The 23,127-nt window shown below is 68.4% G+C and carries 19 protein-coding genes; 9 read left to right on the top strand and 10 right to left on the bottom strand.

What is annotated here, in order from left to right; genetic code table 11:
• The first annotated feature begins 550 nt into the window (after positions 1–550).
• Positions 551–2,122 carry an ABC-F family ATP-binding cassette domain-containing protein gene (locus tag ACIHAO_RS08300; RefSeq protein ID WP_396555744.1) on the top strand — a complete coding sequence of 524 codons (1,572 nt, stop codon included), beginning with the start codon at positions 551–553 and terminating at the stop codon, positions 2,120–2,122.
• Positions 2,123–2,183: 61 nt separating this feature from the next.
• Here ACIHAO_RS08300 and paaE read toward each other — a convergent pair whose 3' ends face one another.
• The 6 genes from paaE to paaZ are packed head-to-tail and all read right to left on the bottom strand — an operon-like array spanning position 2,184 to position 7,880.
• Positions 2,184–3,269, bottom strand: a complete 1,086-nt coding sequence (paaE, locus tag ACIHAO_RS08295; protein ID WP_396555742.1) for a 1,2-phenylacetyl-CoA epoxidase subunit PaaE — start codon at positions 3,267–3,269, stop codon at positions 2,184–2,186.
• Complete coding sequence (gene paaD / locus ACIHAO_RS08290; RefSeq protein ID WP_396555740.1) at positions 3,269–3,757, bottom strand: 1,2-phenylacetyl-CoA epoxidase subunit PaaD; 489 nt, start codon at positions 3,755–3,757, stop codon at positions 3,269–3,271. Before paaD ends, paaE begins: the two co-directional genes overlap by 1 nt.
• Complete coding sequence (gene paaC / locus ACIHAO_RS08285; protein WP_396555738.1) at positions 3,751–4,608, bottom strand: 1,2-phenylacetyl-CoA epoxidase subunit PaaC; 858 nt, start codon at positions 4,606–4,608, stop codon at positions 3,751–3,753. Before paaC ends, paaD begins: the two co-directional genes overlap by 7 nt.
• A gap of 1 nt (position 4,609) precedes the next feature.
• On the bottom strand, positions 4,610–4,894 hold the full coding sequence (gene paaB / locus ACIHAO_RS08280) for a 1,2-phenylacetyl-CoA epoxidase subunit PaaB (RefSeq protein WP_005168080.1): 285 nt from the start codon (positions 4,892–4,894) through the stop codon (positions 4,610–4,612).
• Positions 4,891–5,853 carry a 1,2-phenylacetyl-CoA epoxidase subunit PaaA gene (gene paaA / locus ACIHAO_RS08275; protein ID WP_396555736.1) on the bottom strand — a complete coding sequence of 321 codons (963 nt, stop codon included), beginning with the start codon at positions 5,851–5,853 and terminating at the stop codon, positions 4,891–4,893. Before paaA ends, paaB begins: the two co-directional genes overlap by 4 nt.
• On the bottom strand, positions 5,850–7,880 hold the full coding sequence (gene paaZ, locus ACIHAO_RS08270; protein ID WP_396555734.1) for a phenylacetic acid degradation bifunctional protein PaaZ: 2,031 nt from the start codon (positions 7,878–7,880) through the stop codon (positions 5,850–5,852). The genes paaA and paaZ overlap by 4 nt, the downstream gene beginning before the upstream one ends.
• 219 nt (positions 7,881–8,099) lie before the next feature.
• On the opposite strand from paaZ, the gene paaI reads away from it, so the two are divergent.
• From paaI to ACIHAO_RS08255, 3 genes are read left to right on the top strand one after another with little or no spacing between them, the layout of a single operon-like run.
• Positions 8,100–8,492 carry a hydroxyphenylacetyl-CoA thioesterase PaaI gene (gene paaI, locus ACIHAO_RS08265; protein ID WP_396556052.1) on the top strand — a complete coding sequence of 131 codons (393 nt, stop codon included), beginning with the start codon at positions 8,100–8,102 and terminating at the stop codon, positions 8,490–8,492.
• A complete protein-coding gene (gene paaK, locus ACIHAO_RS08260) occupies positions 8,489–9,772 on the top strand; it encodes a phenylacetate--CoA ligase PaaK (protein WP_396555732.1) in 1,284 nt (427 codons plus the stop codon). The genes paaI and paaK overlap by 4 nt, the downstream gene beginning before the upstream one ends.
• Complete coding sequence (locus tag ACIHAO_RS08255; RefSeq protein WP_126737382.1) at positions 9,769–10,362, top strand: TetR/AcrR family transcriptional regulator; 594 nt, start codon at positions 9,769–9,771, stop codon at positions 10,360–10,362. The genes paaK and ACIHAO_RS08255 overlap by 4 nt, the downstream gene beginning before the upstream one ends.
• 12 nt (positions 10,363–10,374) lie before the next feature.
• Here ACIHAO_RS08255 and ACIHAO_RS08250 read toward each other — a convergent pair whose 3' ends face one another.
• The gene (locus ACIHAO_RS08250) at positions 10,375–10,653 is read right to left on the bottom strand and encodes a hypothetical protein (RefSeq protein ID WP_396555730.1); all 279 of its coding nucleotides are present in this window, start codon (positions 10,651–10,653) and stop codon (positions 10,375–10,377) included.
• A gap of 125 nt (positions 10,654–10,778) precedes the next feature.
• On the opposite strand from ACIHAO_RS08250, the gene ACIHAO_RS08245 reads away from it, so the two are divergent.
• On the top strand, positions 10,779–11,444 hold the full coding sequence (locus ACIHAO_RS08245) for a TetR/AcrR family transcriptional regulator (protein ID WP_125796024.1): 666 nt from the start codon (positions 10,779–10,781) through the stop codon (positions 11,442–11,444).
• Here the strand turns inward: ACIHAO_RS08245 and ACIHAO_RS08240 are convergent.
• Entirely contained in the window at positions 11,371–12,399 is a 1,029-nt protein-coding gene (locus ACIHAO_RS08240; protein WP_396555728.1) for an AraC family transcriptional regulator, read from the bottom strand. The genes ACIHAO_RS08245 and ACIHAO_RS08240 overlap by 74 nt on opposite strands.
• Positions 12,400–12,477: 78 nt before the next feature.
• Here ACIHAO_RS08240 and ACIHAO_RS08235 point away from each other — a divergent pair, with 78 nt between their 5' ends.
• The 3 genes from ACIHAO_RS08235 to ACIHAO_RS08225 all read left to right on the top strand — a co-directional run bounded on the left by ACIHAO_RS08235 (position 12,478) and on the right by ACIHAO_RS08225 (position 16,830).
• Positions 12,478–13,578 carry a winged helix DNA-binding domain-containing protein gene (locus ACIHAO_RS08235; protein WP_396555726.1) on the top strand — a complete coding sequence of 367 codons (1,101 nt, stop codon included), beginning with the start codon at positions 12,478–12,480 and terminating at the stop codon, positions 13,576–13,578.
• Between the two features lie 130 nt (positions 13,579–13,708).
• Complete coding sequence (locus tag ACIHAO_RS08230) at positions 13,709–15,166, top strand: flavin-containing monooxygenase (RefSeq protein WP_396555724.1); 1,458 nt, start codon at positions 13,709–13,711, stop codon at positions 15,164–15,166.
• Positions 15,163–16,830, top strand: coding sequence for a GMC oxidoreductase (locus ACIHAO_RS08225; protein ID WP_396555722.1), 1,668 nt, complete (start codon positions 15,163–15,165; stop codon positions 16,828–16,830). Before ACIHAO_RS08230 ends, ACIHAO_RS08225 begins: the two co-directional genes overlap by 4 nt.
• Positions 16,831–16,967: 137 nt before the next feature.
• Here ACIHAO_RS08225 and ACIHAO_RS08220 read toward each other — a convergent pair whose 3' ends face one another.
• Entirely contained in the window at positions 16,968–18,461 is a 1,494-nt protein-coding gene (locus tag ACIHAO_RS08220) for a chitinase (protein WP_396555720.1), read from the bottom strand.
• Positions 18,462–18,622: 161 nt separating this feature from the next.
• On the opposite strand from ACIHAO_RS08220, the gene ACIHAO_RS08215 reads away from it, so the two are divergent.
• Complete coding sequence (locus ACIHAO_RS08215; RefSeq protein ID WP_396555718.1) at positions 18,623–20,995, top strand: Tex family protein; 2,373 nt, start codon at positions 18,623–18,625, stop codon at positions 20,993–20,995.
• Between the two features lie 388 nt (positions 20,996–21,383).
• Here ACIHAO_RS08215 and ACIHAO_RS08210 read toward each other — a convergent pair whose 3' ends face one another.
• Complete coding sequence (locus ACIHAO_RS08210) at positions 21,384–23,114, bottom strand: acyl-CoA dehydrogenase (protein ID WP_396555716.1); 1,731 nt, start codon at positions 23,112–23,114, stop codon at positions 21,384–21,386.
• Positions 23,115–23,127 lie beyond the last annotated feature (13 nt).

Raw genomic sequence — 23,127 nt, 5'->3', positions numbered from 1 at the left:
GGCAACCCACCACCCACACGACGACGGCCAAGCCGCACCCGCCCAACCCACCATGCCTGACCATTCCGTTGCCGCGAAACGGCAACCGGCCTCACACACGCGGCGGTGACGCCACGCCGGGCCAGCACACCATTCCTGGCCATTCCGTCACCACAAAACGGCAACCCACCACCCACACGACGACGGCCAAGCCGCACCCGCCCAACCCACCATGCCTGACCATTCCGTTGCCGCGAAACGGCAACCGGCCTCACACGCGGCGGCGGTGACGCCACACCGAGCCAGCCCACCATCCCGACCACTCCGTCACCACAAACGGCAACCCGCCCCACCCGACGGAGGTGAAACCTCACCCGCCCAGCCCACCATCCCGACCACTCCGTCACCACAAAACGGCAACCCACCACCCACCCAGCGACCGCGAAACCACGCGACCGTGTTCGCGCCCCGGAGAAATCGGTCGCACCGAAGCCAACGGTCGGCTAACCTGTCGCGGTGATCTTCTGAGACGAACCTGCGCCCTTAATCCACCTCCTTCGCAGGGAGTCTCATGTCTTCTTCCTTGACGCTTTCCGACGTCACCTTCACCTGGCCGGACGGTGTTCCGGTATTCGAGCGGCTCTCGCTCACGATCGGGGCCGGCCGCACCGGCCTGGTCGGCACCAACGGTTCCGGTAAGTCCACGCTGCTCAGGCTGCTCGCCGGCGACCTGCGAGCCACCACAGGCTCGATCACCGCACCGGGTGAACTCGGGTACCTGCCCCAGAACCTCGTCCTCGACACGGGCCGCCGCGTCGATGACCTGCTGGGTGTCACCGCGATCCGCGCGGCGATCAAGGCCGTCGAGAGCGGTTCCGCAGCCGAAGCGCACTTCGCCACCGTCGGCGACAACTGGGACGTCGAGGAACGCATTCACGCGATCCTCGGCAGGCTCGGCCTCGACGCCGTCAGCTTGGACCAGCGGGCGGGTGAGCTGTCCGGCGGCGAACTCACGCTGCTCGGGCTGGCCGCGCTGCTCCTGCGCCGTCCCGCCGCGCTGCTGCTCGACGAGCCGACCAACAATCTCGACCTGCGGGCACGCGAACTCGTGCACCGCGAGGTAGAGAGCTGGGGCGGCGTCCTGGTGGTGGTCTCGCACGACCGCGAGCTGCTGCGGCTGGTCGATCGGATCGCGGAGGTCCGTGACCGCGAGGTCACCTTGTACGGCGGCAATCTCGACGACTACGAACACGCCGTCGAGGTCGCGCAGGAAGCCGCGCGGCGGCACGTGCGCGCGGCGGAGTCGGACGTCAAACGGCAGAAGCGGGAACTGGTCGAGGCCGGGATCAAACTCGCCCGGCGCGCCCGCTACGGCCAGCAGATGTGGGACCGGAAACGCGAACCCAAGGTGCGGATGCGCAAACGTCAGGAGGACGCGCAGATCGCCGCGGGCAAGTACCGGAATCTGCACACCGACAGGCTGGAGAACGCCGTCGAGACGCTGAAGGCCGCCGAAGGCCTGCTGCGCGAGGACGCCGAGATCCGCGTCGAGCTGCCGGAGACCACGGTCCCGCGCGGAACGGACGTGCTGCGGATCGACGCCGTGCCCCGCTTCGGCCCCGCGGTGAACCTGCACGTCATGGGGCCCGAGCGGATCGCGCTCGTCGGCCCCAACGGTTCGGGTAAGACCACCCTGCTCCGCACGATCACCGGCGAGCTCCCGCCGGAGTCGGGCGAGGTGGGCTTGTTCGTGCCGGCCAGGCTGCTCCCCCAGCGGATCGACGTGCTGGACGAGTCACTATCCATTGTGGACAATGTGCGGCTGGTCGCGCCGTCACTCACGGACAACGAGATCCGCGCGAGGCTGGCGCGGTTCCTGTTCCGCGGCAAGGCGGCCGACCGCGAGGTGGCGTCGCTGTCCGGCGGGGAACGCTTCCGGGCGGCGCTGGCGACCCTGTTGCTGACCGAGCCCACGCCGCGCCTGCTATTGCTCGACGAGCCGACGAACAACCTCGACCTGGCGAGCGTGCGGCGCCTGACCGAGGCGCTACTGGCTTACCGGGGCACGCTGATCGTGGCGAGCCACGACCGCCCGTTCCTCGCCGACATCGGCATCACCCGCTGGCTACCTCTCCGCAATTAGTCCTCTGAATGCGGTACTTGCGTGTGCAACTACCGCATTCAGAGGACGAAACGCGGGGCGGTCAGGCGTCGAAGTCGACCGTCACCGCGTCGGAGATCGGCACCGACTGGCAGGTGAGCACGAAACCGGCGTCGACTTCGGCCTTCTCCAGGGCGAAGTTGCGCCGCATGTCCACCTTGCCGTCGCAGATCTTCGCCCGGCAGGTGCCGCATACGCCGCCCTTGCAGGCGAACGGCAGGTCCGGGCGGTACTTCTGCGCACCGTCGAGCAGGGAGGAGCTTCGCGGCAGCGTCATCGTCGTCGACCGGCCGTCGAGGACCAGCGTGACCTCGCTGGACGCCCCCACGACGGCCGGATCGATGTGGTGCACCGGCTCCGGCGGAGTGTCCACATAGAACAGTTCCTGGTGGACACGATCGTCGGAGACGTCCAGCGAGCGCAGCAGTTCCTGCGCCCCGGTCACCATGTCGAACGGCCCGCACAGCCACCAGTGCGCGACGTCCTCGACCGGGATCAGCACGGTGCACAGGCGCCGCAGCTTCTCCACGTCGAGCCGTCCGGTGAACAGTTCGGCCTCGCGCGGCTCGCGGGAGAGCACGTGGACGAGTTCGAGCCGCGCGGGGTGACGGTCTTTCAGGTCCGCGAGGTCGTCGGCGAACATGACGGTGTCCGTCCGGCGGTTGCCGTAGAGCACGGTCACCGTGGCGTCGGAGTCGCTGAGCAGCGAAGACGCGATCGACAGGACCGGCGTGATCCCGGATCCGGCCGCGATCAGCACGTGATGCCCGGCGGCCGCCAAATCGGGGCTGAAGTTGCCGGTCGGCGGCGCGACTTCGATCTCGTCGCCGGGCTTCACGTCGTGCACGAGCCACGACGAGAACAGCCCGCCCGGAACTTCGCGGACACCGACGCGCGGTGCCGCGCCGGCGGGCGCGCAGATCGAGTACGAACGGCGCTCGTCGCGGCCGCCGATCTGGCGGCGCAGGGTCAGCGACTGGCCGGGCTTGAAGCGAAAGGTGTCCGCGAGGTTTTCGGGCACGTCGAAGGTCACCGCGACGGCGTCGTCGCACAGGCGCTGGACGTCGGACACCGTGAGGGTGTGGAAACCCGTGCGGCGCTGCGCTGTGACAAGAGATGTCGCTGTCACTAGATCTCCTTGACGTGTTCGAACGGTTCGAGGCAGAACCGGCAGCGGCGCAACGCTTTGCACGCCGTCGCGCTGAACCGGGACTGCTCCTCGGTGTCCGCCGAGCCGCAGCGCGGGCAGCGGACCGACGACACCGCCGGGCTCAGCGTCAGCGGGATCGGGCCGGTCCGGCGCGGCGCGGCACCCGGCGGCGCGATGCCCGCTTCGGCGAGCTTCCGCTTGCCGTCCTCGGTGATCCAGTCCGTGGACCAGGCGGGCTGGAGCACCGTGCGGACTTCGACCTCGCCGTAGCCCGCGCCGGTGAGCGCGTGCACGAGGTCGTCGCGCATGGTGTCCATCGCCGGGCAGCCGGTGTAGGTCGGGGTGATCGCGACGACCACCCGACCGCCGGATTCGGACACTTCACGCAGCACGCCGAGGTCGGCGAGGGTGAGCATCGGCAGTTCCGGATCGGTGACCGTGGCCGCCACGGCGTACGCGGTCACCATGTCGCGTCCGGGTGTTCCCTGGCGACACTCTGCAGGGTCGCCAGCAGGAAGCCCATCCGTTCGGTGTGCACGCCGTCACGGCCCATCCGGCCGGAAACCCCGGCGAGAGCGCCGATTTCGGGACGGGTCAGCTTCGCGACGGCCAGCACCTGGTCCAGGATCGCGTCGAACTCCGGCCGCAGCGACGGCGACTCGACGAACTCGACTTCGTGCGCCGTGAACAGCTCGCCGACGTACGGCCAGACCGCGTCCAGACCCTCCTGCATCCGCGAGTGCGACAGCTCGGTGCCGTCGCCGAGGCGCACGGCCCATTGGGCGGCGTAGTCGCGGTGGTACGCGACTTCCTTGACACCTTTGTCCGCGATGGCCGCGAGCACCGGGTCCACGCTGGTCTGCAACCGCTGCAACAAAGCGAGCCGCCAGATCGAGAACACCAGCAGCCGCGCGATCAGATGCCCGAAGTGCCCGCCGTCGAGTTCGGCGAGCCGGACGTTGCGGTACTCCAGCTCGCTCCGGAAGAAGGCGTACGAATCCTCGGTGCGGTCGCTGCCGTCGGCCTTGCCCGCACGCGCCAGCAACAGCCGGGCCTGCCCGAGCAGGTCGAGCGCGATGTTCGCGATCGCGACCTCGTCCTCGAGTTCGGGCGCGTTCGTGCACCACTCCTGCAGCCGGTGCGAGAAGATCAGCGCGTCGTCGCCGAGCATCAGGCAGTAGGCCGCGAGCCGTGCACCGTCCACACCGGACGGAACCGTGGTGTCCACACCGGACAGCGGATCCTCGAACCCGGTGCCGAAGGCCCAGCGGGAGTCGTTCTCCTCGGTGATCGCCTCGTAGGCGTTGTCGAAGCTCATGTCAGATGTGCGGAACGTTGTCGGGGATGTCGTAGAACGTCGGGTGCCGGTACACCTTGTCGCCGCTGGGCGCGAAGAACGGGTCCTTCTCGTCCGGCGAGGACGCCGTGATGTCCGACGCGCGCACGACCCAGATCGACACGCCCTCGTTGCGGCGGGTGTACAGATCCCGGGCGTGGTGCAGCGCCATGTCGTCGTCGGCGGCGTGCAGCGAACCCACGTGCACGTGGTTCAGGCCGCGCTTGCCCCGGACGAACACCTCGTACAACGGCCAGTCGTGCTTCATGCCGAGGCTCCTTCTTCTTCAGAGACAAGCTTCTTTGCCGCGTGTGCCGTGGCGGCTTCCCGCACCCACGCGCCGTCTTCCTGGGCCCGCCGCCGGTGCGCGACGCGCTGGGCGTTGCAGGGGCCGTTGCCCTTCAACACGTTCTTGAACTCGTCCCAGTCGACGGCGCCGAAGTCGTAGTGCCCGCGCTCGGCGTTCCACTTGAGGTCCGGGTCCGGGAAGGTGACGCCCAGCGCCTCGGCCTGCGGGATGGACATGTCGACAAAACGCTGGCGCAGCTCGTCGTTGGTGTGCCGCTTGACCTTCCACGCCATCGACTGCGCGGTGTTCGGCGAGTCCGCGTCCGGCGGGCCGAACATCATCAGCGACGGCCACCACCAGCGGTTCACCGCCTCCTGCACCATTTCCCGCTGCTTGTCCGTGCCGCGCATCATCGTCATCAGCAGCTCGAAACCCTGCCGCTGATGGAAGGACTCCTCCTTGCAGATGCGGATCATGGCGCGCGCGTACGGCCCGTACGAGCTGCGGCACAAGGGAACCTGGTTGCAGATCGCCGCGCCGTCGACCAGCCAGCCGATCACGCCGACGTCGGCGAAGGTCAGCGTCGGATAGTTGAAGATCGACGAATACTTCTGCTTGCCGTTGATCAGCTTGTCGGTCAGATCCGCGCGGTCGGCGCCGAGCGTGGCCGCCGCGGAGTACAGGTACAGTCCGTGCCCGGCCTCGTCCTGCACCTTCGCGAGCAGGATCGCCTTGCGCCGCAACGAAGGCGCACGGGTGATCCAGTTGCCCTCCGGCTGCATGCCGATGATCTCCGAATGCGCGTGCTGCGCGATCTGCCGGATCATCGTCTTGCGGTAGCCCTCGGGCACCCAGTCGCGCGGCTCGATGCGCTGATCACGCGCGATGGTCGCTTCGAAGTGCTTTTCGAGGTCTTCCTGAGGCAGAGTGGCCGTCATGACTGCTCCTTGGCGACCAGGGTGAGCACGTCGTACTTGGCGACCGAGTCACCGTCCTGGTTGGTGACGTCGGCGTCCCAGCGGACTTCGCCGTACTCCTGGTCGATGCGCGGGGTGATCTGCTTCGCGGTCAGGGTCACGGTCAGCGAGTCGCCGACCTTGACCGGGGTGAGGAACCGCAGGTTCTCCAGGCCGTAGTTGGCCAGCACCGGACCGGGCTCCGGCGAGACGAACAGGCCCGCGGCGAACGAGACCACGAGGTACCCGTGCGCCACGATCCCGCCGAACAGCGGGTTCGCCGCCGCGGCTTCGGGATCGGTGTGGGCGTAGAAGGTGTCGCCGGTGAACTCGGCGAAGTGGTCGACGTCGGACTGCAGGACCTCACGCGGTCCGGCGACGACGGAGTCACCTATCTTCAGCTCCGCCAACGACTTCCGGAACGGGTGGACGTCGCCTTCGGTGCGCGGGGCGCCCGCGACCCAGCGGCCGGTGACCGTGCTGAGCACCTTCGGGCTGCCCTGGACGGCCGTGCGCTGCATGTGGTGCAGCACGCCGCGGATACCGCCCATCTCCTCGCCACCGCCGGCACGGCCGGGACCGCCGTGCACCAGCTGCGGCATCGGCGAACCGTGGCCGGTGGACTCCTTGGCGTCGTCGGCGTCGAGCACCAGCAGGCGGCCGTGGAACGGCGCGACCCCGAGGACGACCTCGCGCACGAACTCCTGGTCCGCGGAAACCACGGAACCCACGAGGCTGCCGCCGCCGCGTGCGGCGAGCTCGATGACCTGTTCGGTGGAGGTGTACGGCAGCAGCGTCGACACCGGGCCGAACGCCTCGACCTCGTGCGGCTCGGAACGCTCCGGGTCGGCCTTCAGCAGTACCGGCGAGATGAACGCGCCACGCTCGGCGTCCGCGCCGACGACCTCGACCTGCTCCGGGTCGCCGAAGACGACCGTGCCGACGTCCAGCAGCGCCTTGAGCGACCGCCGGACCTCCTCACGCTGCTCCAGGCTCGCGAGCGCGCCCATCCGGACACCTTCGGCGGTGGGGTTGCCGATGGTGACCTTCGCCAGCCGCGCGCTCGCGGCCTCGGCGACGTCGTCCAGCAGGTCGGCGGGGACGAAGGCACGGCGGATGGCGGTGCACTTCTGGCCTGCCTTGACCGTCATTTCGGTGGTCAGCTGCTTGACGAAGAGGTCGAACTCGGTGGTGCCGGGCTTGGCGTCCGGACCAAGGATCGACAGGTTCAGCGAGTCGGCCTCGGCGTTGAACCGGACGGAGTTGCGTACGACCGCGGGGTGCGCGCGCAGCTTCTGCGCCGTCGACGCGGAGCCGGTGAAGGAGACGAGGTCCTGCGCGGTGACGTGGTCGAGCAGATCGCCGACGCTGCCCGCGACGAACTGCAGCGTGCCCTCGGGCAGGATGCCGGACTCGATGATGATCTCGACCAGCCGCGCGGTGAGGTACGCGGTCTGACTGGCGGGCTTGACGAGACTCGGCACCCCGGCGAGGAACGCGGGCGCGAACTTCTCCAGCGGGCCCCAGACCGGGAAGTTGAAGGCGTTGATCTGGACGGCGACGCCGCGCAGCGGGACGGCGATGTGCTGGGCGACGAAGGTGCCGCCCTTGCTCAGCGGCTCGACGTTGCCGTCGACGTAGACGGTGTCGTTCGGCAGTTCGCGCTTGCCCTTGCTGGAGTAGGCGAACAGCACGCCGATGCCGCCGTCGATGTCGACCATCGAGTCGGTCTTGGTCGCACCGGTGCGCGCCGAGAGCGCATAGAGCTCGTCGCGGTGTTCACGCAGGTGGGAGGCCAGTGCCTTCAGCAGGGCGGCGCGCTGGTGGAAGGTCAGCTCGCGCAGCGCGGGGCCGCCGACGCGGCGGCCGTACTCCAGCGCGGCGGCGAAGTCGATGCCCTCGGACGAGACCCGGGCGACCTCCTCGCCGGTCGACGCGTCGTGCAGCGGTACGCCGTCGTTGTCCGCCGTGTGCCATCCGCCGGAGACGTAGCTGCGCAGCAATGCCATGGGGCCGAACCCTTCGATGGTGGGCTGGATACTTTGAGTGATTAACAGACCGTCCGTTCAGTAATTCACTGTAGCTCGCGTCCGGGGTCTTGCAAACCCCCGGACGGCGGCGGATCCTTGACATCCACCCGGAAGCGCGCCTTTACTTGCGGCACCCTTTAGCAACCGTCCATTCGGTCAGTAACAGGTGGTGTGATGACGACCAACGCGGCGCACGCGATGTTCGCCGACGACCTGGCGTCGAGCGCGCTGGGGATCGAGCTGGTCGAGGCCGCCGAAGGGCACGCCGTCGCCACCATGCGGATCACCGAGACGATGGTCAACGGGCACGGCATCGCCCACGGCGGCTACGTCTTCCTGCTGGCCGACACGACGTTCGCCTGCGCCTGCAACAGCCACGGCCCGGTCACCGTCGCCTCCGGCGCGGAGATCTCCTTCGTCGCCGCGGGCGAACTCGGCGACCACCTCATCGCCACCGCCACCGAGCGGACCCGCTACGGCCGCAACGGCATCTACGACGTCACCGTGCACCGGGAGACCCCCGACGGGCCGGAGGTCGTCGCCGAATTCCGCGGCCGCAGCCGCACCATCCAGAAGGCACCCCAACGATGAGCTTCAGCGACGACGCCGAGAACCTGACCATCGACGAACTCCAGGCGCTGCAGCTGAAGCGTCTCCGGTGGACGCTGCGGCACGCCTACGACAACGTGCCGTTCTACACCCGGAAGTTCGACGAGGCGGGCGTTCACCCGGACGACTGCAAGGCGCTCGAAGACCTGGCGAAGTTCCCCTTCACCACCAAACAGGACCTGCGCGACAACTACCCGTTCGGCATGTTCGCCGTGCCGGAAGCGCAGGTCAGCCGCATCCACGCGTCCAGCGGGACCACCGGCAAACCGACCGTCGTCGGGTACACGGCCGAAGACATCGACACCTGGGCGACGGTGATGGCGCGCTCGATCCGCGCGGCGGGCGGGCGTCCTGGCGACAAGGTCCACGTGGCCTACGGATACGGCCTGTTCACCGGCGGCCTCGGCGCACATTACGGCGCCGAAAAGCTCGGCTGCACGGTGATCCCGGCGTCCGGCGGCATGACCGCGCGCCAGGTGCAGATCATCACCGACTTCGAACCCGAGATCATCATGGTCACGCCGTCGTACATGCTCACGCTGCTCGACGAGTTCGAACGGCAGGGCGTCGACCCGCGGACGAGTTCGCTGAAGGTCGGCATCTTCGGCGCCGAGCCGTGGACCGAACAAATGCGCGCGGAGATCGAGGACCGCGTCGGCATCGACGCCGTCGACATCTACGGCCTGTCCGAGGTGATGGGCCCCGGTGTCGCGCAGGAATGCGTCGAGACCAAGGACGGCCTGCACATCTGGGAGGACCACTTCTTCCCCGAGGTGATCGACCCGTTCACCGAGAAGCCCACCGACGCCGAGGGCGAACTGCTGTTCACGTCGCTCACCAAACAGGCGCTGCCGATCATCCGCTACCGCACGCGCGACCTCACCCGGCTGCTGCCAGGCACCGCGCGGCCGGCGTACCGGCGGATGGAGAAGGTGACCGGGCGCACCGATGACATGATCATCCTGCGTGGCGTCAACGTCTTCCCCACGCAGATCGAGGAAGTCGTGCTGGTGACCCCCGCGCTCGCGCCGCATTTCCAGCTGATCCGGTCCACTAAGGGCCGGATGGACCACCTGACGGTCCGCGTCGAAGCGCGTCCGGACGCGACCACCGAGCAGCGCGCCGAGGCCGCCGCCCGGCTGATCGCCGGCGTCAAGGACGGGGTCGGCGTGAGCGTCGGCGTCGAGGTCGTCGACCCGGACACCCTCGAACGGTCGCTGGGCAAGATGCGCCGCGTACTCGACGAACGGGACCGCGGTTGAGCACCCCCGCCCGCCGGGGGCGCCCCGGCTACGACCTCGAGTCGCTGCTGCAGGTCGCGGTCAAACTGTTCAACGAACGCGGCTACGACGGCACCAGCATGGAAGACCTCTCCCGCAAACTCGGCATCACGAAGTCCGCGATTTACCACCATGTGCCGAGCAAAGAGGAACTCCTGCGGCTCGCCGTCGACCGCGCGCTGAACGGCCTGTTCGCCGTCGCCGCCGAGACGGAATCGTTCGAGGGCAAGGCCATCGAGAAGCTGGAGCATCTGGTGCGGGGCAGCGTCCTCGTGCTGGTCGAGCAGCTGCCGTTCGTGACGCTGCTGCTGCGGGTGCGTGGCAACACCAAGATCGAGCGCGCGGCGCTGGCGCGGCGGCGGGAATTCGACCGGCTCGTCACGGAACTGGTGAAACAGGCCGAAACCGAAGGCGACGTGCGGCCCGACATCGATCCCGCGGTCACCGCGCGGCTGCTGTACGGCATGGTGAACTCGCTCATCGAGTGGTACCGGCCGCGGCGAGGCTCGGCCGGGACGGAACTGGCGGACGCGGTGTGCAAGATCGCCTTCGACGGCCTCCGGACCCAGTGAGGGCGCGGGTCGTTACTCACCCGCGGCCTTGGGCGGCCGTCGCGCCTGCCAGATCAGCGCGTCGCGCAACTGCTGGATGAGCTGTTCGTCGTCGGCCTCCGACGGATCGACCCCGAGCGGGATCCAGCGTTCGCCGACCTCGGCACCGTTCTCGAAGCTGGTGATCACGATCCCCGCGTACGAGACGGACTCCGACCCGCTCTCACCGTGGATCCGGACGTCACGATGCTGCAGCCGCACACTGACCCACCGGCCGGTACGGCAAACCGGCTCGCGTTCGGCACTGGCCATTCGTCCCTACCCATAACGCCCGGTCCCCCCGCCCCCAACGTCGCCGCGAGGGCCCCTGGGGTTACCGGCGGGTTGTTCCGAATGCGTAACGGCAGGCGGTCACGTGAAACGGTTACGCTCGGCCCATGAGCACCGATCCGGAGATCCGGCGGCGCCGCCTCGAACCGGCCGCCCGGCGGGCCGAGATCCTGACCGCGGCCCGGCGGTTGTTCGGCGCGGGCACGTACGCCTCGGTTTCGACCTCGGACATCGCGAAGGCCGCGGGGGTGGCCAGGCCGCTGATCAACCACTACTTCGGCGGCAAGCGGGAGCTGTATCTGGAGGTCGTCCGGCAGATGATGATCGTGCCGGCGCCGGTGATCGAGAACCTGCCCGACACGACCGCCGAGGAGCGGCTCGCGATCAGCGTCCGGCATTGGATCGAGGTCGTGGAGCGCAACGAGCAGGCGTGGCTGACGGCGATCGGACCGGAGGCGGTGGGCCGCGATCCGGAGATCGAGCGGATCATGCGGGAGGCCGACGAGATCGCCGCCGATCGGGTCCTCGCGGCCGCGCTGATGAGCGACGTCACCGAGGGTCGCGAGGAACTGCGCGCGATGATCCGTTCGTACGGCGGGATGCTGCGGGCCGCGTCACGCGAATGGCTGATCCGGGGCACGCTCGGCCGCGAAGAGCTGCGGGTCTTCCTCACCGAGTCGATCCTGCACCTGCTGCGGGTCACCTACCCGGCCGTGCTCGCAACGCGTTCCGCCGGGCGTACGCCGCCGGCGTCATCCCCTTCCAGCGTTTGAACGCATAGATGAAGCTCGACGCCTCGGCGTAGCCCAGCCGCAGCGCGACGTCCTCCACGCTGAGCGCGCCGGTGTCGAGCATTTCCTCCGCCAGGGTCTGACGGACCTCGTCCAGCAGCGCCCGGTAGCCGGTCCCGGCCTCGAACAGCCGCCGTCGCAGCGTGCGCGGGCTGAGCGCGAGCTGCCGGGCGACCTCCTCCATCCCCGCGTCGACGCCGCCGAGCCGCACCAGCCGTTCCCGGACCTGCTGCGCGATCCCGGATCGTTCGCGTTTCCGCGACACCAGCAGGTCGCATTGCGCGGCGCACACCGCGACCGTCTGGTCGTTGGCCTGCGGCAGCGGTCTGTCGAGGTACAGCGGGTCCAAGGTGGCCAAGTGTGACGGTGCGGAGAACGACGGCGCCAGGCCGAAGGTCCGGACGTATTCGTCCACTGTGGAGGGTCGATCGTGACGGAAGGCCAAGGAGCGCAGAGAGATGTCCGGCAGGATGTCGCGCATGACGGTGTGGATGGCGCCGAGGTCGCGCAACAGCAGGAAGCGGGCGACGTCGCCCGGTACGCGACTGTCGTCCATGGCCAGCCCGAGCCGCCCGGCCTCGACGGTCACATGCGGGATGCAGAAGGTGAAACTCAGGTCCAGGTATCGCAGGGCGAAGCGCATCGCGTCCCCGAGCGTCGGGCTGCTGATGCACGCGAACCCGAAGATGCCGAACGCGCTCACGCGGTACCGCCTGCTCAGCCGCAGCGCGACGTCGTCCCCGGCGCCGAGCCCGCGGACCAGTGCCCGGACCACCGCGAGCTCCTGACGCGCGTCGACCTGGCCGTCCACGGGCGCGTACTCGTAGGACTCCAGCCCCGTGACGCCGTTCTCGGCGGCGAAGCGCGCCATGAGCACGATGCTCGCCGTGCCGCGCGGGTAGTCCCAGTCCCGGATCACCGGCGGCGGTAGTTCCATGGCCGGGATTATGGATCGCGGCGGCGATCGGCGCATTGAGGACCGTAACTGTCCTCGACCCCGTTTAGGGTGAGCGGCATGTCCGACACGTTGAGCAGGCGCGCGCTGAACCGCGCCATGCTGGACCGGCAGCTGCTGCTCCGGCGTTCGAAGATGACCGCGCTCGAAGCGGTCGAGCAGCTGGCCGGATTGCAGGCGCAGGCACCGAATCCGCCGTACTTCGCGCTGTGGACACGGCTGCACGGCTTCCGTCAGGAAGAGCTGGCGAGCCTGCTGCTGGACAAGAGTGTCGTGCGGATCGCGCTCATGCGCGGCACGGTGCACCTGGTGAAACCGGCGGACGCGCTGGCGTGGCGGCCGATCGTGCAGCCGCTCTACGACCGTTCGATGGACAACACCCAGTTCACCCCGGAGATCAAGGGCCTCGACCACCAGGAGATCGCCCGCACCGCCCGCAAACTGCTCGGTGAGCGGCCGCTGTCGTCCGCCGAACTCGGCACGGAACTGGCGAAGCGGTGGGACAGCGCGGGACCGTCGGCGCTGGTACACGTCGCGCGGGCGCTGCTGCCGCTGGTGCAGATCCCGCCGCGCGGGATCTGGGGCAAGTCCGGACAGCCGACCTATCAGACCACCGGGGACTGGCTGGGCGCCGAGCCGGACGCGACGCCGTCCCCGGAAGCGATGTTCCGCCGCTATCTGGCCGCGTTCGGGCCAGCCAGCGTGCAGGACGCGCAGGCGTGGGCCGGGATCACGAAGCTCGGCGAGGTCGCCGAGCGGCTGCGACCGGAACTGCGGACGTTCCGCGACGAGAACGGACGCGAACTCTTCGACCTCGAAGACGCCCCGCGCCCGGACCCGGACACGCCCGCGCCTGCCAGGCTGCTGGGGCCGTTCGACCAGACCGTCCTGTCCTACGCCGACCGCACCCGCGTGATCAGCGACGAGCATCGCAAGGTCGTCATCACGCAGAACGGTTTGGTCAAGGGCACCATCCTGGTCGACGGGTCCGTGAAGGGCTTCTGGGAGATCAAGATGGCGAAGAAGGCCGCTTCGGTGGTGATCACGCCGTTCGAGCGCGTCCCGAAGCGGGATCTGGACGCCCTCGAAAGCTCCGCTCACCGGCTCCTGACCTGGGCCCACCCGAAGGCCGAGTCTCACGCGGTGCAATTCGGCACCTGATTGCGTCAGTTCGCACTGCCAACTACCGCAACCAGGTGCCGAATTGCGGTAGGTATGTGGCCGGAAATCTCGATTGAGTGGCCGGTCGTGTACTTCCACCAGGACTGACGGGTGCGTAACTTCGATCGGCATGGGCAAGACGAGCGTGCTGATCGTAGGGACGGGCTTCGGCGGGGTCGGGACGGCGATCGAGCTCAAACGCGCCGGCTTCGACGACTTCACCATCCTGGAGAGCGCCGCCGAACCGGGCGGCGTCTGGCGGGAGAACACCTACCCCGGCGCCGGCTGCGACATCCCGTCGCCGCTGTACTCGTTCTCCTACGAGCCCAATCCCGACTGGCCGAAGCGGTTCTCGCTGCAACCGGACATCCACGAGTACCTCAAACGCGTGGTGCGCCGCTACGGGCTCGAACCGCACATCCGGTTCGGCACCCGCGTCACCGCCGCGGCCTTCGACGAGGAGCGCGGGCTTTGGCGGGTGGAGACCGCGGGCGGCGAGACGTTCGAGGCCACCGTGTTCGTCCCCGCCGTCGGCCAGCTCTCGCGGCCGGTCCAGCCGGACATCCCCCGCCAGGAAACCTTCGAGGGCGCCAGTTTCCACTCCGCGCACTGGGATCACGACGTCGATCTGCGCGGCAAGAAGGTCGCGGTGATCGGCACGGGCGCGAGCGCGATCCAGTTCGTGCCCGAACTCCAGCGCCAGGCGGGTGAACTGACGGTCTTCCAGCGCACCGCGCCCTACATCATGGCCAAACGGGACACCCGCTACCGGCGCTGGCAGCAACGGTTGTTCCGGCATCTGCCCGCCACCCAGCTGCTCGGCAGGCTGCGGATCTTCCTCCTCGCCGAGTACGCGACCTACGCGATGACGAAACATCCGTTGCTGGCCAAGGTCTTCGAAATGCGGACGGCCCAGCTGCGCCGCCGTCACATCAAAGACCGGGCGCTGCGCGAGAAACTCACCCCGGACTATCCGCTGGGCTGCAAGCGGATCCTGTTCACCAACGAGTATCTGCCCGCGCTGGCGCAGCACAACGTCGCCGTCGAGACGCGGCGCATCAGCGCGATCACGCCGTCCGGGGTGCTCACCGAGGACGGCGTCGAACACGAAGCCGACGTCATCGTCTACGGGACCGGTTTCGCGGCGACCGACTTCCTCGGCGAGCTCAAGGTGGAGGGTCTCGGCGGACGGGCGCTGTCCGACGCGTGGAAGGGCGGCGCGCGGGCGTACCTCGGCATGACCGTGCCGGGTTTCCCGAACCTGTTCTGCGTCTACGGGCCCAACACGAACCTCGGCGCGGGCTCCATCATCTACATGATCGAACGGCAGGCCCGCTACATCCGCCAAGCCGTGGAACACCTCGCCAGGCCCGAAGTGTCCTATATGGACGTCGTCCCGGAGGTCGAGCAGCGGTACGACGAGGAGATCCAGCGACGCCTCGGGCGCAGTGTCTGGACGACCTGCGCCAGCTGGTACCGCCAAAAGAACGGCCGCGTGAGCACGAACTGGCCGGGTCTGGTCACCGAATACGACCGGCGGACGAAGAAGCTCGACCTAGGCGACTACCGGACGGTGGGTGCGCGATGAACTACGACGTGCTGGTGATCGGCTCCGGTTTCGGCGGCAGTGTGACCGCGTTGCGGCTCACCGAGAAGGGCTATCGCGTCGGCGTGCTGGAGACCGGCCGCCGGTTCGCCGACGACGAGTTCGCGAAGACGTCGTGGCGACTGCGGAAGTACCTGTGGGCCCCGAAACTGGGCTGCTACGGCATCCAACGACTGACCCTGCTGAAGAACACTTTCGTGCTGAGCGGTGCTGGCGTCGGCGGCGGCTCGCTCGTCTACGCGAACACGCTCTACGAACCCCCGGACACCTTCTACGAAGACCCGCAGTGGGCGCACATCACCGACTGGAAGGCCGAACTCGCCCCGCATTACGACCAGGCGAAACGGATGCTGGGCGTGGTGGAGAACCCGCTGGTCACCCCGGCCGACCGGGTACTGCGCGAGGTCGCCGAGGACATGGGCATCGCGGACACGTACCGGCCGACGCCGGTCGGCGTCCACTTCGGCAAGCGCGACGTCGACCCGTTCTTCGGCGGCGAAGGCCCGCTGCGGAAGCCGTGCACGCACTGCGGCGAGTGCATGACCGGCTGCCGGGTCGGCGCGAAGAACACGACCGTCAAGAACTACCTGTACCTGGCGGAAAAGGCGGGCGCGGAGGTCCATCCGCTGACCACCGCCGTGTCGGTCCGGCCGGTCGACGGCGGTTACGCGGTCGACACCGTCCGAACAGGACGATGGGTGCGCAAACGCAAGCGGACCTTCACCGCCTCGGAGGTCGTGTTCGCCGCCGCTTCCCTGGGCACGCAACGGCTTCTGCACTCGCTGAAGGACTCCGGCACGCTGCCGGAGCTGTCACCGCGCCTGGGCTTGCTCGCCCGGACGAACTCCGAGGCCGTGCTCGCCGCTCGCTCCCTGCGCAAGGACACGGACTTCACCCGCGGCGTCGCGATCACGTCGTCGATCCACCCCGATGCCGTCACGCATGTCGAGCCGGTGCGCTACGGCAAGGGCAGCAACTTCATGGGCCTGCTGACGACGGTGCTCGTCGACGCCGAGCCGGGCAAACGCCGGTGGGTGCTCGGCGCGCGGGAACTGTGGCGGAACCGGCGGCGGCTGGTGCGGCTGCACAACCCGCGGCGGTGGTCCGAGCGGATGGTCGGGCTGCTGGTGATGCAGACGTTGAACAATTCCGTGACCACGTACACGAAACGCGGGCTCTTCGGCAGGCGGATGACCACGAAGCAGGGCGTCGGCGAGCCGAACCCCGAGTGGATTCCGGCTGGGCACGAAGTCACCAGGCGGGTGGCGGACAAGATCGGCGGGCTGGCGCAGGGCGCGTGGACGGATCTGGCGAACATCCCGATCACCGGGCATTTCATCGGCGGCTGCGCGATCGGCGACAGCGCCGAGACCGGCGTCGTCGACCCGTACCAGCGCGTTCACGGCTGTCCCGGGCTGCATATCGCGGACGGTTCGGCGATCTCGGCGAACCTCGGCGTGAACCCGTCGCTGACCATCACCGCGCAGGCGGAACGCGCGATGTCGTTGTGGCCCAACAAAGGCGAGGCCGACCCGCGGCCGCCGCTCGGCTCCCCCTACCGGCGCCTGAACCCCGTCGCCCCGCTCAAGCCCGTCGTGCCGCCCCACGCCCCCGGCGCCCTGCGTCTCCCCCTCACCCCGCTCTGACCCCCGCAATTCGTCATCTACTTGCGATCCTTTGCGTGGCGCAAATATCGCAAGTAGATGACGAATTGCGGGGTGTGGAAAGGGCGAGGCACCGTCGCCCGCGCGACGACGGTGCCCCGCCCCGGTCTAGCGGATCATCACGGGAGGCCGGCCAGGCCCGCGCTCACCGTGTTCGACCACGCGTAGCCCTGCGAGGCGTCCCAGTTGATCGACCAGGTCATCGCGCCCCGGATCGTCGGATACGTCGTCGTCGGCTTGAACGAACCGCAGCTCGTGCCCTTCGCCAGGCAGTTCAGCGCGTTGACCGTGTTGCCGGGCGCCTGGTAGCCGCCACCGGCCGCCGAGCCCGACGCGGGCAGGCCGAGCCCGACCTGGTCGGCCCGCAGACCGCTCTGCAGCTGGATGCAGGCCAGCGCGGTGAGGAAGTCGACCGTGCCCTGCGAGTAGACCTTCTGGTCGCAGCCGAGCATCGTGCCGCTGTTGTAGTACTGCATGTTGACGATCGTCAGGATGTCCTTGACGTTCAGCGCCAGCTTGAAGTACTCGGCCGCCGGGCTCTGCATGTCGATCGTCTGCGGCGCCATCGTGATGACCGTGCCGCCCGCGGCGTGGATGCTGCGCAGCGCCTGCGCCATGTAGGTCGCGTTGACGCCGTTCTCCAGGTCGATGTCAACGCCGTCGAAGCCGTAGCTCGCGATGAGCGACTTCATGCTGTTGGAGAAGTTCGTGGCCGCGGCCGCGGAATCGACGCGGATCGTGCCCTTCTCGCCGCCGACGGACAGGATGACCTTCTGCCCGCGTGCCTGCGCCGTCTTGATGTCGGCCTTGAACTGCGCGTCGGTGTAGCCGCCGAGCTGGCTCGAAAGACCCGAGTCGAGGGTGAAGGTGACCGCGCCCGGCGTGGCCGTCGCGTCGGCGAAGGACACCGCGATGATGTTGTACTTCGTCGGGACGTCGGCGAGCTTGAGCGCCTTCGCGCCGTTGTAGAAGTTCTGCCAGTAGCCGGTGATCACGTGCTTCGGCAGGTCGCCCGGGTTCGGGTTGGTCGTCGTGGTCGTCGGCGAGCTGCTGGTGGTGGTCGTCGTCGGGCTCGTGGACGTCGTCGGCGTGGTCGGGGTCGTCGTCGGGGAGCCGCCGGGACCGTCGAGGTTCACGTCGTCGGCGAAGTACGCGGGCTGGCCGTACCAGCCGTGCAGGTAGATCTGGACGCTCGTGGTGGACGCGCCGGTGGTGAAGCTCAGCGAGAGCTGCGACCAGTTGGCCCCGCCCTGGGTCCAGGTGTTCTTGTCACCCGTCCCGGTGCCGGTGACGCCCAGGTAGGTGTAGCTGCCCTGCACCCACGCCGAAAGCGTGTACGCGGTGTTGGCCTTCACGGCCACGCTCTGCGAGCAGCGGGCGTTGTCCTGACCCGCCGGAGTGGCGCTGAGCGCGCGGGTGCCCGAGTGGACCGGCGTGGTGACCACCGCGTTCGCGCCGGAGCAGGTCCAGCCGCTCGTGGTTCCGAGTTCGAAGCCCGGGTTGGTCAGGATGTTGGCGGCCGAGGCACTGCCCGAGACCGCGAAAGTCACCCCCAGGCACACGGCCAGTGACGACAGCAGGGCGAGGAACGCGTGTTTCGGCTTCACTTTCACGACTGGCCTCCACGGACGGGTGATGTCGGCCACATCAAAATGGACTAGACCAATACAACTGTCAAGGGTTCGGTTAGAGGAGGCCATACGAAAGTCGGCTCGGCGGAAGCGGCAGAATGCAGGGTCCGAGAGCACCCGAGGGCGGATTCAGGAGCGTGGGAGTGAGCGTGCAGGGCCTGCAGACAGTCGAGCAGAAGATCGCCGAAGAACTCGGTGTGCGCGAAGGGCAGGTCAAGGCGGCCGTCGACCTGCTGGACGGCGGATCGACCGTGCCGTTCATCGCCCGGTACCGCAAAGAGGTCACCGGGATGCTGGACGACACCCAGCTGCGCACCCTCGAAGAACGCCTCCGCTACCTGCGGGAACTCAACGAGCGCCGGGTCGCGGTGCTGGAGTCGATCCGCAGCCAGGGCAAGCTGGACGAGGCGCTCGAAGCGTCGATCATGGCGGCCGACACCAAGTCCCGTCTCGAGGACATCTACCTGCCGTACAAGCCCAAGCGGCGGACGAAGGCGATGATCGCCCGCGAGGCCGGTCTGGAGCCGCTCGCCGACGGGCTGCTGAACGACCCGAACACCGACCCGCAGGCCGCGGCCGCGGTGTTCGTCGACGCCGACAAGGGCGTCGCGGACGCGCAGGCCGCGCTCGACGGCGCCCGCGCGATCCTCGTCGAACGCTTCGCCGAGGACGCCGATTTGATCGGCGAGCTGCGCGAGAAGATGTGGGCGGAAGGCCGTCTGGCCTCGAAGGTCCGCGACGGCAAGGCCGAAGAGGGCGCGAAGTTCTCCGACTACTTCGAGTTCTCCGAGCCCTACACCAAGCTCCCCTCGCACCGGATCCTCGCGATGTTCCGCGGCGAGAAGGAGGAGATCCTCGACCTCACCATGGAGTCGGAGGAGCCGTCGGAAGAGCCGCGCACCGGCCCGACCGAATACGAGAACCGCATCGCGCACAAGTTCGGGATCTCCAACGAAGGCCGCCCCGGCGACAAGTGGCTCGGCGACACCGTCCGCTGGGCGTGGCGCACGAAGATCCTGCTGCACCTGGGCATCGACCTGCGGATGCGGCTGCGTCAGTCGGCCGAGGACGACGCCGTCCGCGTGTTCGCCGCGAACCTGCGCGACCTGCTGCTCGCCGCCCCGGCGGGCACCCGCGCCACGATGGGTCTCGACCCCGGTTTCCGTACCGGCGTCAAGGTCGCCGTCGTCGACGACACCGGCAAGGTCGTCGGCACCCACGTGATCTACCCGCACCAGCCCGCCAACAAATGGGACCAGTCCATCGCCGAACTCGCCGCGCTCTGCGCCCGGCACAAGGTGGACCTGATCTCGATCGGCAACGGCACCGCGTCCCGCGAGACCGACAAACTCGCCGGCGAGCTGATCAAGAAGCACCCGGAACTGAAGCTGACCAAGGCCGTCGTCTCCGAGGCGGGCGCGTCGGTGTATTCGGCGTCGGCGTTCGCGTCGCAGGAACTGCCGGGGATGGACGTGTCGCTGCGCGGCGCGGTCTCCATCGCGCGGCGGCTGCAGGACCCGCTGGCGGAACTGGTGAAGATCGACCCGAAGTCGATCGGCGTCGGGCAGTACCAGCACGACCTGTCGGAGATCTCGCTGTCGCGGTCACTCGACGCGGTTGTCGAAGACTGTGTGAACGCGGTCGGCGTGGACGTCAACACCGCGTCGGCGCCGCTGCTGACCCGCGTCTCGGGCATCACGACGACGCTGGCGGAGAACATCGTCGCGCACCGCGACGAGAACGGCCCGTTCAAGACGCGGACCGGGCTCAAGGAGGTCGCGAGGCTCGGCCCCAAGGCCTTCGAGCAGTGCGCGGGCTTCCTCCGGATCCCGGACGGCGACGACCCGCTCGACTCGTCCTCGGTGCACCCCGAGGCCTATCCGGTGGTGCGGCGGATCCTGAGCTCGACCGGCACGGACATCCGCGCGCTGATCGGCAACTCGCGGACCCTGCAGGCGCTGAAGCCCACGGAGTTCGTCGACGACACCTTCGGCCTCCCGACGGTGACCGACATCCTCGCCGAACTCGAAAAGCCGGGCCGCGACCCGCGTCCGGCGTTCAAGACCGCGACCTTCGCCGACGGCGTCGAGAAGATCGGCGACCTCAAGCCGGGCATGCGGCTGGAAGGCGTCGTGACGAACGTGGCCGCGTTCGGCGCGTTCATCGACGTCGGCGTGCACCAGGACGGGCTCGCGCACGTCTCGGCGCTGTCGAAGAACTTCGTCAAGGACCCGCGTGAGGTCGTGAAACCCGGCGACATCGTCAAGGTGAAGGTGCTGGAAGTCGACGTGCCGCGCAAGCGGATCTCGCTGACCCTGCGGCTGGACGACGAGCCCGGCAAGCCTGCTCGTGAGCAGGGCGGCGGCGGTGGCGGCGGTCGTGACCGCGGCCAGGGCGGTCAGCGTCAGGGTGGCGGGCAGCGTCAGGGCGGACGCGGCGGTGGCAACCGGGGCGGGAACTCCGGCGGCGGTGGCGCCATGGCGGACGCGCTCCGGAAGGCCGGCTTCGGCAAGTAAGAGTTGGGCACGCAGCGGTGCCGAGTCGCGGGGATTCGCCCGCGGCTATGGGGCGACGGTGTCGCGAAAGCCACTTTCGGGACATCAGGCGTCGCGAAAGTGGCTTTCGCGACGCACCTCGACCATGGGTCTCAGCGACGGCATTGGCGTAGCGAACGCCCCTCTTCGCTACCGCTCACTGCTCCCGACGTTGCGAAAGCCACTTTGGCAACCTTGAAGGTTGCGAAAGTGGCTTTCGCAACCTGCCACCTTTGCCCTACCCCTCAATAGAAGCTACTGAAGGGCGCTTTCCCCGCATGCGATGCGAGGAAAGCTCCCTCAGGCGTGCAATGAAGGGGCCTTTCATAGCAAATTTTGCTATGAAAGGCCCCTTCATTGCAGCCGGCGGCTACGGGTTCATGGCGTAGGCGCCCGAGAGTTCCCGCACCAGCGACCACACGTGGTCGAAGCGCGCCGCGTCGACGACGGGCTTCCGGATCGAAGCCAGCGCGAGCGCCTGCTGCGCCTCGGTCGAGGAAGACTTCCCGTGCAGATCGATCGCGGTGACGCTGAAGTCCTGCACCAGGATGGCGAAGATCTGGTCGACGACCTCGGTTTCGATGCCGGTGATCTCCGCCTGCTCCAGCACCAGCTGCCCGTAGACGACCAGCGTGAACAGCTCGGTCAGCGCGAGGCCGAAGTCGATGTCCTGCTGCTGAGCCTCATCCGGCGCGGCTTCGGTGAACAGCTTCACCAGCGCCTCGGCCTGCTCGGTGAACCGCGCGACGTTCGGGATCGCGGACGCCTTGGCGTAGGCCTCACGCCAGTCGTGGAACCGCACCTTGGACAGACCGCGCGCGGGGCCCTGGCGGAACAGGAACTCGTCGTCGGCCGCGTCGGACCGGGTCGGCACCGGCTCGTAGGCCTGCGGCGCGAACAGGTACGCGGGCACGAACTTCGCGATCAGCGCGAGGTTCACCGCCACCGTGCCTTCCAGCTTCGGCAGGCCGTCGATGTCGTTCTTGGACATCGCGAGATAGGTGTCGGCCTCGAAACCCTTGGCCGCCACCACATCCGCGACCAGGCCGATGACCTTCTGCGCCTCCGTGGTCACCTTCATCTTGGTGATCGGGTTGAACAGCAGGTACCGGCGGTCGTCCGCGTTCGCGCTGCGGAAGTAGTCCACGGCGCGGTCGGAGAACAGCTTCATCGCGACGAGCCGCGCGTACGCCTCGACGAATTCCCGGCGCACGTGGGGGAAATCGGTGACCTTCTTGCCGTAGAGCACCCGGTTGTGCGCGTGCGTGATCGCCTCGTACAGCGAGTGCGTCGACATCCCGATGCCGCCGAAGCACAGGTTGAACTTGCCGATGTTGACCGTGTTCAGCGCCGCGGAGAACGCGTCGGCGCCGACGTGCAGAATGTCCTCTTCGGACACCGGGTAGTCGTTGAGCTCGAACTCGGCGACGTACATCTGCGACGGGACGACGTTCTTCACCACACGGTAGTTCGGGTGCTCCGAGTCCGCGTAGAAGAACACGTACTGGTCCGGGCCCTCGACGCCGTCGATGCGACCGAACACGGACACGGTGCGCGCACAGTTGCCGTTGCCGATGTAGTACTTCGACCCGTTCGCGCGGTAGCCGCCGTCACCGTCCGGGGTGAGCACGAGGTCCGACGAGTAGATGTCGGCCCCGTGCTCCTTTTCGGACAGTCCGAACGCGGCGACGCCGCCGGCCGCGAGCGAGTCCGCCGCGCGTTTGCGGGCGGCCTCGTTCGCGCTCTGCCACACCGGGCCCAGGCCGAGGATGGTGACCTGCCACGGGTACCAATAATTCAAGCCGTAGAAGCCGAGGATTTCCGACAGGGCCGCGACCCGCGCGGTGTCCCAGCGCTTGTCGGGGTTCCCCTCGGCGTTGGCGCCGGGAGTGAGGAACGTCGAGAAGAGCCCTTCCTTGCCCGCGAACTCGATGAAGTCCGCGTAGAAGGTCCGGTCGTGGTAGTCCTCGACGAGTTTGCGTTTGCCGCGCTGTTCGAACCACTCGATGGTGGCACGCAGCAGGCGACGCGTCTCCGGGTCGAACTGCCGTGGGTCGTACCCACCCGGGTTCAGCAACAACGCGGTCGCCTTTTCGCTCATCGTCACTCCTGGT

Origin of the sequence: Amycolatopsis sp. NPDC052450 (assembly GCF_044547565.1) — a bacterium.
Taxonomy (GTDB): Bacteria; Actinomycetota; Actinomycetes; order Mycobacteriales; family Pseudonocardiaceae; genus Amycolatopsis.
The sequence above is the reverse complement of the archived record's forward strand: the minus strand, read 5'-3'. Positions and strand labels throughout refer to the sequence as shown.